The following is a 13376-nucleotide window of genomic DNA, read 5'->3' on the forward strand; positions in this document are numbered from 1 at the left end:
GTTTATAATTAAAAGCTTGTTTATTATTTCTGTCGCTATTTACTTCTCTTAGTATAAAACACCTTTTTGAGGTGTATTATTCAACAAAAAGATGCATGGTTTTATATTAGGTTGCGTTAGAGATAAAAAAAATCCTGCTTCTTTTAGGATAGCAGGATTTTTTAAGTATTATGAGTTATCGGAATATTTATTCCTTGATAGCTTTTAAAGCCTCTTTGATTTTGTTCTCCAGTTCTTCGAGAAGCTCCGGATTGTCTTCCAGGAGTAGTTTTACTGCATCTCTTCCCTGTCCCAGTTTGGTGTCGCCATAACTAAACCAGGAGCCACTCTTTTTAATGATCTCATATTCTACGCCGAGGTCGAGAATCTCACCTACACGGGAAATCCCTTCGCCGTACATGATATCAAATTCAGCAGCCTTAAACGGAGGAGCTACTTTGTTTTTAACTACTTTGACCTTTGTCTTGTTTCCGGCAACATCTCCGTTACTGTCTTTTATCTGTGTGGAACGGCGTATATCGAGGCGTACGGAAGCATAGAATTTCAGGGCATTACCCCCGGTAGTCGTTTCCGGGTTACCAAACATTACACCGATCTTTTCTCTGAGCTGGTTAATGAAGATAACGGTACATTTGGTTTTGCTGATACTGGCGGTAAGCTTTCGCAGTGCCTGTGACATCAACCGGGCGTGAAGTCCCATTTTGGAATCTCCCATTTCTCCTTCGATCTCACTTTTAGGTGTCAGTGCGGCAACCGAGTCGACGATGACAATATCGATAGCTCCGGAGCGGATAAGGTTGTCTGCGATTTCCAGGGCCTGTTCTCCGTGATCGGGCTGGGAAATAATGAGATTGTCCACATCAACACCGAGTTTTTTGGCATAAAAACGGTCGAATGCGTGTTCTGCATCTATAAAAGCAGCAATACCTCCTCCTTTTTGTGCTTCGGCTATAGCGTGTAAGGTCAGTGTGGTTTTACCCGAGGATTCCGGTCCGTATATTTCGACAACTCTTCCCTTGGGGTATCCACCTACTCCCAGGGCGATATCCAGGCCGATAGATCCGGTGGGGATAACCTCTACATTGTCGACCACATTGTCTCCCATTTTCATCACCGTGCCTTTCCCGTAAGTCTTATCCAGCTTATCCAGGGTAAGCTTAAGGGCTTTTAATTTTGCGTCTTTCTCTGAGCTCATTACTGCGTTTTTTCTAAAAAATAATCCGTGCTAAAGTACCATTTCTTTTTCAGAGTGGCAACGGGTCTTTTACTCTTGTTGATCAGGTAGGGAAGCTTTATACGGTGTTGAAAGCAGAAAACAGGCTATATGGGCGGACTTTTGTGATACCGGTTAAAAATATTACTTTTGCAAAAAATATCCGAATTCTTTAACCTTAATTAAATTAGTATAGCATGCAACTGTACAATACCTTAAGCGCTAAAGAGAGGGCGGAACTTATCGAAAAGGCAGGCAAAGACCGTCTTACGCTCTCTTTTTATCAATATCACCATATTAAAAACCCGCCGATATTCCGGGATCATCTCTTCGTTACGTGGAACGACATGGAGGTGTTGGGACGTATTTATATCGCAAAAGAAGGGATAAATGCGCAGCTTTCCGTTCCTGCAGATAATTTCCGGGCATTCAAAGAACATCTGGACAGTATTACTTTCCTGGAAAATGTTCGTCTCAATATTGCCGTAGAACAGGATAACAAGTCCTTCCTGAAACTGAAGGTGAAAGTCAGGGGTAAGATCGTTGCGGATGGTCTTGACGATGATACTTTTGATGTTACCGATAAGGGTACACATGTCGATGCGGTAAGATTTAACGAGCTGATCGAAGATCCGGATACTATCCTGGTGGATATGCGTAACCATTACGAAAGTGAGATCGGGCATTTCAAGAATGCCGTAACTCCCGATGTAGATACGTTCCGTGACTCTCTTCCCATTATAGAAGATGACCTTAAGGCGCATAAGGAAGATAAAAAACTGGTGATGTATTGTACAGGAGGGATCCGTTGCGAGAAAGCCAGCGCTTATTTTAAACACAAGGGTTTCAAAGATGTTTATCAGCTTGAAGGAGGGATCATCGAATACACCCGGCAGGTAAACGATAAAGGGCTGGAAAATAAATTTATAGGGAAGAATTTCGTGTTTGACGAGCGTCGTTCGGAACGTATATCCGAAGATATTATAGCCCATTGTCATCAATGCGGGAAGCCCTGCGATACTCATGTGAATTGTGCCAATGAAGCATGTCATCTGTTATTTATACAATGTGACGAATGTGCGGCAAAAATGAACAACTGTTGTTCGGATGCCTGTAAGGAGGTTGTGGCCCTGCCTTACGAAGAGCAGAAGGCCTTGCGTAAAGGAAAATACAAGAGTAATAACATCTTTAAAAAAGGCAGGTCAGCGGTGCTTAAATTCAAATCCTGACCTGTCGGACCGTGTTGAAAATACCGGTTTTCGGGGACCGGCAAAACCACAACGTTCGCAAACCCGGTAAATAAAAAAATGTATCTTTACATTTTGTAAGGCATACATGTGCTTTACCGTACGACAAATTGAATTATGAACCTTTTTCTGTGTTTTTCACGTTTTTTTGTGAGTAATACAGTTACAATATAGAGGAAATATGGGATGTAGCAGTTGTTCAACCGGCAAGGATGGGCAGCCAAGGGGATGTAAGAATAATGGTACATGCGGGACCGATGGTTGTAATAAGCTTACCGTTTTTGATTGGCTTTCCAATATGTCACTTCCCGCAGGTCAGGAACCTTTTGACTGTGTGGAAGTCCGATTTAAAAACAGCAGAAAAGAGTTTTTTCGAAATACAGAAAACCTGTCGCTTTCTATCGGTGATGTCGTGGCAACGGAAGCAACTTCCGGTCATGACGTGGGCATCGTAACGCTTACCGGCGAACTGGTAAGAGTGCAGATGAAGCGAAAAAAAACAGACTGTAAAGACCAGAATCTCCCCAAAATATACCGGAAAGCTTCCCAGCGCGATATCGATGTTTGGATTGGAGTCCGTGATAAGGAGGAAGAAGTCAAAAAAAGGTCAAGAGAGCTTGCTATTGCCCTCGGATTACAGATGAAAATTTCCGATATCGAATATCAGGGAGATGGCTCCAAGGCTACTTTTTATTATACCGCAGAAGAACGTGTGGATTTCCGCCAACTTATAAAAGATATGGCCAGGGCATTCAATGTGCGTATCGAGATGCGCCAGATAGGGTTTCGCCAGGAAGCTTCGAGGCTCGGAGGCATTGGTTCCTGCGGAAGAGAACTATGCTGCTCTACATGGCTCACGGATTTCCGTTCGGTAAATACGTCATCGGCCAGGTATCAGCAATTGTCGCTTAATCCTCAGAAACTGGCAGGACAATGCGGAAAACTCAAATGTTGCCTCAATTACGAACTGGACGCCTACCTGGATGCGCTTCGGGATTTTCCGAAGGCCGATGTTAAGCTGCATACCAAGAAAGGCCGTGCCGCTTGTCAGAAGATCGATATCTTCAAAGGTTTTCTGTGGTATGCCTACGAAGAGAACAGTGCCAACTGGCATAAACTCATGCTGGACCAGGTTTTGGAGATTATCGAGAAGAACCAGAAGGACATCCGCGTAGAGAGTCTGGAGGATTATGCGTCAGAAATTGCAGAAGAAGATACTAAACGGGAGTTTGAAAACGTTGTAGGACAAGACAGTCTTACGAGATTTGATCAGCCTAAGAAGAAACGAAAGAGCAAAAGCCGGAAAAAGAGGCCCGCTAAGAGGACTGCCAAGAAAAGGGAGTAAGTGGAATAACCGGGTGGCTTTAGGCAGCGCAATCGCATTAAAGAGACGATGACAACAGAAAACCGTTAATTTTAAAAATGGGTAATATCTTCAGATTGTTTTTTGGTCTGGGCATACTGCTGTTATGGTCATGTGATCACGGTAGTGTGTATTCCGGCTATCAGTCGGTAAACGATTCCTGGGAAAAAGGACAAAGCGTAGATTTTACTTTTCAGTCCCCCGATACCCTGAAAGCCTACAATATGTTTATCAATTTGCGGAATGATAACGATTATCCTTTCAGCAATCTTTTCCTTATTGTAAAACTGAATTTTCCGGATGGCAGGATTATTGCTGACACTCTCCAATACGAGATGGCCAAGCCGGATGGAGAGTGGTTGGGAAGTGGGTTTACCGATTTGAAGGAGAATAAGTTATGGTATAAGGAGAATGTTGTTTTTCCCGTGTCCGGGACGTATACGGTAGGCATAGAGCATGCGATGCGAAAGGTCGGGGAAGAACAGGGTATAGCGGATCTCAAAGGAATAACCGATGTAGGTCTGGAGATTGAAAAGGTAAATAAAGAATAATATCATACCGGTTTTTTTCGGTATATCAACATCCAATTAACAGAATAAAAATGGGAAAGACTCCTGTAAAGAAAGAGAAGAAACAAGGCTTCGGTAGGTATATAAAGTGGTTTTGGGGATTGTTTTTCGGAGGTGTTCTCCTCGTCGTATTGTTATTCCTGCTCGCTTCATGGGGAGCTTTCGGAACCATGCCCACTTTCGAAATCCTGGAAAATCCGCAGACAAATCTCGCTACTGAAATCATTTCCTCGGATGGAAAAACGCTCGGAAAATATTATCTCAACGATAACAGGACCCCGGTGGCGTACGACGAACTCCCGGATCACCTGGTAAAGGCATTGGTAGCTACGGAGGATGAGCGCTTTTACGAGCACTCCGGAATTGATGCGCAGGGAACTTTACGGGCAGTAGTATTTCTCGGTAGAAAAGGAGGGGCGAGTACCATAACCCAGCAGTTGGCAAAACAACTGTTTACAGAGCAGGTGGCTAATAATATCGTAGCGCGTGTGATCCAGAAAATAAAGGAATGGGTTATCGCGATCCGTTTGGAAAGGCAATATACCAAAGAAGAGATTATAAGCATGTATCTCAATATCTACGATTTCGGGTACAGGGCAGACGGGATCCGATCTGCTTCGAGGATTTATTTTGGCAAAGAACCCAGGGATCTCAAAACAGAAGAATCTGCTATGCTGGTGGGGATGCTGAAGAACTCTTCCCTGTTTAACCCGCTGAAACGTGAAGAGCTTACCTGGAACCGGCGCAATGTGGTGTTGCGGCAAATGGAGAAAAACGATTTTCTTACGAAAGAAGTTAAAGATTCCCTGCAACAATTGCCTATAAAACTTAATTTCTCGGCAGAAAGTCATAGGGAAGGTCTCGCAACATATTTCAGGATGTATCTTCAGAACTTTCTGAAAAAATGGACAGAAGATTCCAAAAACCGCAAGCCTAACGGAGATAAGTATAATATTTACCTGGACGGGCTGAAGGTTTACACCACTATAGACTCCAGAATGCAACGGTATGCGGAAGAAGCCGTTTCCGAACACATGAAAAAACTACAGGCCGAGTTTTTCCATCAGAATACTCCCGACAGGAACAAGACAGCGCCTTTTCTGGGGCTTAATCAGGAAGAGATAGATGCTACGATGGAACGTGCCATGAAGCAGTCGGATCGTTGGCGTAAGATGCGTGACAAGCTGGGTAAATCCGAGAAGGAGATCCGGGCTTCGTTTAAGGAAAAAGCAGAAATGACTGTGTTTACCTGGGACGGTGAAAAGGATACGATCATGACGCCGATGGACTCTATCCGGTATTACAAGTTTTTCCTTCGTACGGGGATGATGTCCATGGAGCCGCAGACGGGGCATGTTAGAGCCTGGGTGGGCGGAATAAACTACAAGCATTTTCAGTACGATCAGGTAAAACAAGGAGCCCGCCAGTCGGGATCTACATTCAAGCCTTTTGTGTATGCTACGGCCATAGACCAGTTGCACATGTCGCCCTGTGATAAACTGCCGGATGTTCAACATTGTATAGAAGCTAATAAGTACGGTAATCTTACGCCGTGGTGCCCTAAGAATTCCAACGGAAAGTATACCGGTAAAATGATGACGCTTAAAGAAGCGCTGGCTAATTCCGTCAATACCATTACAGCTACACTGATAGATAAGGTGGGGCCCGTTCCCGTGACACAGTTGGTGAGAAGTCTGGGGATAGAGTCCGATATTCCCCCGGTACCTTCTATTGCCCTCGGAACTCCGGATTTTACCGTGTATGAGATGGTAGGAGCATATAGTACATTTGCCAACCAGGGGGTTTACGTAAAACCTGTCATGATAAACCGTATCGAGGATAAGAACGGTACCGTGCTGTTTGAGTCTGTCCCGGAGACCAAAGACGTGATGAGTGAAGAAGTGGCCTATACTACGGTAAAACTTATGGAAGGCGTTACCGAATCCGGTTCGGGTGCGAGATTGCGCAATAAATGGGCCGTAAATAATACGTTGTACAAAGAAGTAATCACGGGATATCCCTATGAATTTACCAACCCTATTGCAGGAAAAACAGGAACTACGCAAAACCAGAGTGACGGATGGTTTATGGGGATGGTTCCCAACCTGGTGACCGGAGTATGGGTAGGTGGAGAAGACAGGGCCGTGCATTTCAGGAGCATTACATACGGACAGGGAGCGACTATGGCTTTGCCGATATGGGGATTATACATGCGTAAATGCTACAAGGATAAAGAGCTCGGTATTTCTACCGAAGATTTCAGGAAGCCGGAAAACCTTTCTATCGAAATCGACTGTTCTAAAGTGAGTGAAGAACACACTCCGGAAGAACTGAATTTCGAAGAGATCGATTTTTAATTCCTGTTTTTACATATTCAAAATTTAAATCCTTCGTTTTCTCTTATTTGTTGAAAAATTCGTATTTTTCCAATAAAAAATTACGGAATGATAAATAAGAGGGTAGCTTCGGTAACCGAGGCTCTGCAAGGTGTCCGTGATGGGATGACTTTTATGCTGGGTGGGTTCGGTTTGTGCGGAATTCCCGAAAACAGTATAGCAGAGCTGGTAAGGCTGGGTGTTAAGGATCTTACCTGTATTTCCAATAATGCCGGGGTAGATGATTTTGGTCTCGGATTATTGCTTCATAAGCGTCAGATCAGGAAGATGATATCTTCCTATGTGGGGGAAAACGAAGAGTTCGAAAGACAGATGCTAAACGGGGAACTCGAGGTAGAACTCACCCCCCAGGGGACACTTGCTGAAAAATGCCGTGCGGCTCAGGCAGGCATTCCCGCATTTTTTACTCCTGCCGGATATGGTACCGAAGTGGCCGAAGGAAAGGAAACCCGTGAATTCAACGGAAAAATGTATGTCATGGAAGAAGCTTTCCGGGCCGATTATGCTATCGTAAAAGCCTGGAAAGGAGATGAAGCCGGAAACCTGGTTTTTAAGGGGACTGCAAGAAATTTTAATCCCTGTATGTGCGGTGCCGCTGCCATTACGGTGGCTGAAGTGGAAGAACTGGTGCCTGTGGGAGAACTGGAGCCTGACCAGGTGCATATTCCCGGAATATTTGTACAACGGATCTTCCGTGGAGAGCATTACGAAAAGAGGATCGAGCAACGAACCGTTCGGAAACGATAACTCATAAACTTCAATCACCTGTTATGTTGGATAAAGACGGTATCGCAAGACGAATTGCAAAAGAAGTAAAAGACGGATATTATGTAAATCTGGGGATCGGAATTCCGACCCTTGTAGCCAATTATGTGCCTGATGGTATAGATGTGGAGTTTCAGAGTGAGAATGGTGTGCTCGGAATGGGGCCTTTTCCTTATGAAGGAGATGAAGATGCGGATATTATTAATGCCGGGAAGCAGACGATAACAACGTTACCCGGTGCATCTTTTTTCGATTCGTCCCTGAGTTTTGCCATGATAAGAGGGCAGCACGTACACCTTACTATTCTCGGGGCTATGGAGGTTGCGGATAACGGCGATATCGCCAATTGGAAGATTCCGGGGAAAATGGTAAAAGGAATGGGAGGAGCCATGGATCTGGTTGCTTCTGCCGAGAATATTATCGTGGCCATGATGCATACCAATAAAGCTGGGGAATCCAAATTGCTCAGTGCATGTACGCTGCCGCTTACCGGGGTAGGCTGTGTTAAGAAAATTGTGACCAATATGGCCGTGCTCGAAGTTACGGACAAAGGTTTTAAATTATTGGAACGTGCACCCGGGGTGTCCGTAGAGGAAATTAAAAACGCGACTGCAGGAAGGCTTGTCGTTGAGGGAGATATTCCGGAAATGATTCTCTAAACTAATCTTCGGAGCCGTATGGTGTTTCGGCTCCGTATCATATTCTTTCTGCTTATCCGAAAAGATCGGAAATGACATCTTCTATTTTCGAGACGAGGGCTATCCGGATGTTGCTGTTCTTCACAGCAACTTTATTTTGTCCGGAGATAAAAATAGTGGAAAATCCAAGTTTTTCGGCTTCCAGGATACGCTGGTCTACCCGTTGTATCGGGCGGATCTCCCCGGCAAGCCCTATTTCGGCGGCAAAACACGCATCTTTCGGGATGGCAATGTCTTCATTGCTCGACAATACCGCAGCTACTACGGCGAGGTCAATAGCGGGGTCATCTACAGAGATCCCTCCGGTGACATTCAGGAAAACGTCTTTTGCTCCGAGGCGGAATCCGGCCCGTTTTTCGAGGACTGCCAGCAGCATGTTGAGCCGTTTAACGTTATATCCGGTGGTGCTGCGCTGTGGAGTTCCGTAAACCGCCGTACTTACCAGTGCCTGTATTTCTATCATTAGCGGGCGGATTCCTTCCAGGGTGGCTGAAATGGCCGTTCCGCTGAGGGCATCCTTACTTTGGGAAATAAGTATTTCCGATGGGTTTGTCACTTCCCGTAGCCCGTCGCCAAGCATTTCGTAAATTCCCAGTTCTGCTGTAGAGCCGAAACGGTTTTTCAGGGCGCGTAGTATACGGTAAACGTAGTTTCGGTCCCCTTCAAACTGCAATACCGTGTCTACCATGTGTTCCAGGATCTTTGGGCCGGCAATATTGCCTTCTTTGGTGATATGGCCTATAAGGATCACAGGAGTATCCGTCTCTTTGGCAAACTTGATCAGTTCTGCCGTGCATTCCCGTATCTGGGAAATGCTCCCGGCGGAAGATTCGATATAGTCGGAGTGCAGGGTCTGTATCGAGTCAATAATGAGGATATCCGGATCCGTGCTTTCGATTTGCTTAAAGATATTCTGGGTCTTGGTTTCGGTCAGTACATAGCAATGCTCACTGCCCGGATTAATACGTTCTGCCCTCATTTTTATCTGAGACTGGCTTTCTTCACCCGACACGTAGAGTGTTTTGTAAGGAAGCTGCAGGGCAATTTGCAACAGCAGCGTACTTTTTCCAATGCCGGGCTCCCCGCCCAGGAGGATGACAGAACCTGGTACGATCCCCCCTCCGAGTACCCGGTTGAACTCATGATCTCCGGAAGACATCCTGTGCTCTTCCGTTCTTGTGATCTCATGTATTTTGAGGGGTCTGGAGGTTTTTTTTTGTCCCGAACCCGATGTTCCCTGTTTCCAGGAACTCTTTTCTTCCTTCTGTATAACTTCCTCGACTATGGTGTTCCACTCGCGGCAAGACGTACATTGCCCCTGCCATTTGGCATATTGGGCCCCGCAGTTCTGACAAAAATAGGAGGTTTTTACTTTGGCCATATTATAGAGTTCGGATACGATGTTTTTTCCCGGTCTAAAATAGGCATTATTTTCTGATCGAAGACAGGTTTAGTAGTTAATGGCTTCAATCCTTTCCATGATAAGGTCTTTGTGGATAAAGTCAATTTCCTTCATCCCGAATGCTTTTTTATACGCCCTGGTGGCTTTTTTGGTATCCCCTGTTTTTTCGAGGTATTCTGCCTCAAAGTAATATCCGAGCATCGTGTCCGGATATTCTTTTTTAGCCAGCTCGCTCAACTGTTCGAGGGATGTCATATCTTCTTTCTTCAGGCATCCTGCATATATGGCCATAATATCGTTGATACTTACCGGTTTCCGAAATCCGAAAAGGTCTTCTGCCCTTTTGTATTTAGTGTCGAGATACTCATATACCGGATTTTCCGAAGTGAGAATATTGTTTTTGTATTCGTATGGTGTTATAGGCCTGTAGATGGCAAAAATATTGTTGAGCGCACGGGGAATAGCACAGGATGCGGCTGCATGGCCGTCTGTATTCTCAAAACTGTCAAAAAAATAAAAGACGTGCTCGTTCTTTACTTTTTTCATCGAAGTGTTCAGGTCGTGAATGCGTTCTACCTGGTTTTTGTCTGCGTCTTCTCCCGTAGCCAGGTAATAAAACTTGGTAGAAGAAAGTGCGGCTAACCGGTCGGGAATTCTTTTTTCGAGAAGGGGAGCAAATTCCGGTTGTATGTCGATATAAGCATCAAAAATAGGTTGGTCTTTAAACATAAAATAATTGATGAAATTTCCGGAGAAAAGATGTCCGGCAATCATTTTAAAGTTGGCCAGGTTGTATTTGTCGGCAATAGCAGGAAGCAGTTCTCCGCCGATAAACTCAAAAAAGTCGGCCCCCTTACCGGCCGGAAACCCGTTTTCGGCATCATATATGCAGTCTTTGTCCGATTGTCCTTTCTGGTCAATACCCAGAACTATGCTTTCCGGCATCTGGTCGTTGGAAGCATAAAACCTGGCATTGGTCACCACAAGATCAAAGAGATAGTCTGCGTCCAGAACCACAATCAAGGGATAGGCCCGGTCGTCGGTATAGTTTTCCGGAACATACAGACGTATGTTGCGGGTTTCTTCAAGGATTTCCGAATCGAAGGAGATTTCCCTGGACTGGGAATACGCGTAGACTGACGAAAGCAGCCCGAGCAGGATATGACACAACGATTTCATGGCTCTAAAGGTGTATTTTTGGGTTTGATTGACTATGCTTGTAACAGGGTCAAGGCTGTCTTTTTGATCTGTAATGATTTGAATCCTGGGGGATTGGACTGTAGAGCCAAGATAGCAATTATTACAATAATCTCAAATCGCGAATACGTTTTTTAACGAAAAGAAAATACGGGCTTCAGCGGGTCCTGTTGTACCAGGGGAGCAGAAGAAAAGAAACAAGCCCGAGGAATACGATGACTGCGGTCTGTGATAGCCAGACGATCCATCCGAAAGAAGTACCTACGGTGTAGTCTACGCCGTAAAGCAATATGGCCTCAGCAATTAGGAAAGGGTATGTACCGAAGCCTCCGTTGGTGAAGGCAATCGTAAAGGAGCCGACAACGAAAAGAGAAAGTGCCTGTGAGAATGTGATCGCTTTTGTTTCGGGAAAAGCGAAAATACAGATGTAAAACATGAGTACATACATGATCCAGATGAAAAGGGTGTGGCCGATAAAAGCCCATTTTTTCTTCATGGAAAGTATGCTTAGTATTCCGTCTTTAAGACCGTGAACAAAATTTCTGATTCTGATCCCGAAAGCCGACCGGGTACGCTTGAGGTAGATCCAGAACAACAGCATAACCAATATGCCTGCAATGCCGAGCAGAATAAGCTTTCCGGTATTGATATGGTGTGTGTCCATAAGCCCCCAAAGCGTATCGAACTGGAGGGAAAGAGCTATAAATAGGATACAGACCGATATGAAAAGGTCCGCGATCCTTTCGGCTACGATGGTGCCGAAAGCTTTTTCAAAAGGGACGTTGTCGTATTTTGTAATGACCAGTGCTCTTGAAACTTCCCCCGATCGGGGAATTGCAAAATTGAGAAGGTACCCTATGCTTACGGCCATGAAGCTATTGGCCAACCGGGCCCGGTGGCCGAGCGGTTCCAGCAGGTAATTCCACCGGTAGGCTCTCGAAAAATGGCTTAGCGCTCCGAAAATCATAGAAATCCAGATGTAGAGGTAGTCTGCTTTGAGGAAATTATCCTTGAGCTGGTCGAGTTGCTCCGGGGTAAACTTGGTATACGTGTACCAGATCAGGAACAACCCCAGTGCAAGGGGGAGGACTATCTGAATAATCTTGGATAATTTCTTTTTCACTGCGAATCTGCCGAAAATAGGTGTAGGGTTAATGCTGCCTCTGACAAAAGGGATCTATTGCAGCGAATTGTCTTTTTCATTCGGGAAAACCAAGGAAGGTTTGAAAGATTTGGCTTCTTCGAAATCCATAATGCCGTATGATATAATGATGATAATGTCTCCTTTCTGTACTTTCCTGGCGGCAGGACCGTTCAGTGTGATTTCTCCACTGCCCCTGTTTCCTTTGATGATGTAGGTTTCCAGGCGTTCCCCGTTATTAATATTTACGATCTGTACCTTTTCTCCTTCGATCATGTTGGCAGCTTCCATCAGGGCTTCATCTATGGTGATACTACCTATGTAATTGAGTTCCGCTCCGGTGACCGTAACCCTGTGTATTTTTGATTTTACTACTTCTATCTGCATGTTGCAAAGGTAATTATAAATTGGGAGTTAAATGTTAACTGATGTTAAAGCGAATACGTGGTGTGTTGTGACTGTGTATTAATTCAGAGCGATATTATCTATCAGGCGTACTTCTCCGGCATACACGGCGATAAAAGCCCTGTATTTCCGGCCACTTTCCTTCTGCCTGGCCGGGATCAATGTGTCTGCATTTGCTATTTCTATGTATTCGAGCCGGAATTTCGGGTGTTCGTTTACTTTGTCCGATATCCATGTCTTGATATCCTGTACACTTTTCGTGCCAAATTGAGCTCTCGAGGTTTTCAGGATTTCATAAATGAATCCGGCCTCGTTTCTGAGATCATCGGGCAGACGTTCGTTGCGGGAGCTCATGGCTAATCCGTTTTCTTCTCTTTTGATAGGGCAACCGTGAATACTGACAGGCAACTTATGTTTTTTGACCAGTGTCCGGATGATTTGTAATTGCTGGTAATCTTTTTCTCCGAAATAGGCGTGATCCGGTTCTATAATTTCAAAGAGACGCTTTACGACGGTGCCCACACCATCAAAGTGTCCCTGCCGGAACCTGCCTTCCATCTGAAATTCCAGACCGTCGAAATCAAAAGAAGAAGAAGAGATGTCATCAGTATATATTTCCGCCACATCAGGTGCAAAGATCATAATTGTCGGATGCACGGTATGTAAAAGCGAAATATCCCTATCCAGATCTCTGGGATATTTGCTGAGATCGTCCTTGTTGTCAAACTGTGTAGGATTGACAAAAATACTGACTACTACAATATCATTTTCTGCGGCAGCTTGCCCGACCAGTGATAAATGCCCCTGGTGAAGAGCTCCCATTGTTGGGACAAGACCGATGGTCTTTCCCTGATTTTTTAAAGAGTGTAGCTCCTTGCGAAGCGATGCTCTTTCGTGGAATATATCCATGAGTTAATGAATTAACAGCCTGCAAAGCTATATATTTTCGTGGAATTGCATGCCTTTACCGCGGGATATTC

Annotated in this window: 12 protein-coding genes; 6 read left to right on the forward strand and 6 right to left on the reverse strand. The window is 44.9% G+C overall.

Translation table 11 applies throughout. From position 1 onward, the window contains the following. Positions 1 to 187: 187 nt before the first annotated feature. Positions 188 to 1195, reverse strand: a complete 1008-nt coding sequence (gene recA, locus BT112_RS04850) for a recombinase RecA (protein ID WP_072316254.1) — start codon at positions 1193 to 1195, stop codon at positions 188 to 190. Positions 1196 to 1410: 215 nt separating this feature from the next. On the opposite strand from recA, the gene trhO reads away from it, so the two are divergent. The 6 genes from trhO to BT112_RS04880 all read left to right on the forward strand — a co-directional run bounded on the left by trhO (position 1411) and on the right by BT112_RS04880 (position 8212). Next, complete coding sequence (trhO, locus tag BT112_RS04855; RefSeq protein WP_072316255.1) at positions 1411 to 2442, forward strand: oxygen-dependent tRNA uridine(34) hydroxylase TrhO; 1032 nt, start codon at positions 1411 to 1413, stop codon at positions 2440 to 2442. A gap of 199 nt (positions 2443 to 2641) precedes the next feature. Then, positions 2642 to 3805: a PSP1 domain-containing protein gene (locus tag BT112_RS04860; RefSeq protein ID WP_072316256.1), complete on the forward strand. Its 1164-nt coding sequence runs from the start codon at positions 2642 to 2644 to the stop codon at positions 3803 to 3805. A gap of 77 nt (positions 3806 to 3882) precedes the next feature. Next, entirely contained in the window at positions 3883 to 4374 is a 492-nt protein-coding gene (locus tag BT112_RS04865; protein WP_072316257.1) for a gliding motility lipoprotein GldH, read from the forward strand. A gap of 50 nt (positions 4375 to 4424) precedes the next feature. Next, positions 4425 to 6749, forward strand: a complete 2325-nt coding sequence (locus BT112_RS04870) for a penicillin-binding protein 1A (protein WP_072316258.1) — start codon at positions 4425 to 4427, stop codon at positions 6747 to 6749. Positions 6750 to 6836: 87 nt separating this feature from the next. Continuing rightward, positions 6837 to 7535, forward strand: coding sequence for a CoA transferase subunit A (locus BT112_RS04875; RefSeq protein WP_072316259.1), 699 nt, complete (start codon positions 6837 to 6839; stop codon positions 7533 to 7535). Positions 7536 to 7558: 23 nt separating this feature from the next. Next, positions 7559 to 8212 (forward strand): 3-oxoacid CoA-transferase subunit B, encoded by a 654-nt coding sequence (locus BT112_RS04880; RefSeq protein ID WP_072316260.1) that lies wholly within the window; start codon positions 7559 to 7561, stop codon positions 8210 to 8212. A gap of 52 nt (positions 8213 to 8264) precedes the next feature. On the opposite strand, the gene radA is transcribed toward BT112_RS04880, so the two are convergent. The 5 genes from radA to panC all read right to left on the reverse strand — a co-directional run bounded on the left by radA (position 8265) and on the right by panC (position 13305). After that, complete coding sequence (gene radA / locus BT112_RS04885; RefSeq protein WP_072316261.1) at positions 8265 to 9632, reverse strand: DNA repair protein RadA; 1368 nt, start codon at positions 9630 to 9632, stop codon at positions 8265 to 8267. Between the two features lie 69 nt (positions 9633 to 9701). Continuing rightward, positions 9702 to 10832: an alpha/beta hydrolase gene (locus BT112_RS04890; protein ID WP_072316262.1), complete on the reverse strand. Its 1131-nt coding sequence runs from the start codon at positions 10830 to 10832 to the stop codon at positions 9702 to 9704. Between the two features lie 175 nt (positions 10833 to 11007). Then, a complete protein-coding gene (locus tag BT112_RS04895) occupies positions 11008 to 11973 on the reverse strand; it encodes a lysylphosphatidylglycerol synthase transmembrane domain-containing protein (protein WP_072316263.1) in 966 nt (321 codons plus the stop codon). A 54-nt stretch (positions 11974 to 12027) separates the two neighbouring features. Further along, complete coding sequence (gene panD, locus BT112_RS04900) at positions 12028 to 12378, reverse strand: aspartate 1-decarboxylase (protein ID WP_072316264.1); 351 nt, start codon at positions 12376 to 12378, stop codon at positions 12028 to 12030. A gap of 78 nt (positions 12379 to 12456) precedes the next feature. Beyond that, positions 12457 to 13305: a pantoate--beta-alanine ligase gene (gene panC, locus BT112_RS04905; protein WP_072316265.1), complete on the reverse strand. Its 849-nt coding sequence runs from the start codon at positions 13303 to 13305 to the stop codon at positions 12457 to 12459. Positions 13306 to 13376: the final 71 nt, after the last annotated feature.

Origin of the sequence: Sinomicrobium oceani (assembly GCF_900119185.1) — a bacterium.
In the GTDB taxonomy this organism is placed as follows: domain Bacteria; phylum Bacteroidota; class Bacteroidia; order Flavobacteriales; family Flavobacteriaceae; genus Sinomicrobium; species Sinomicrobium oceani.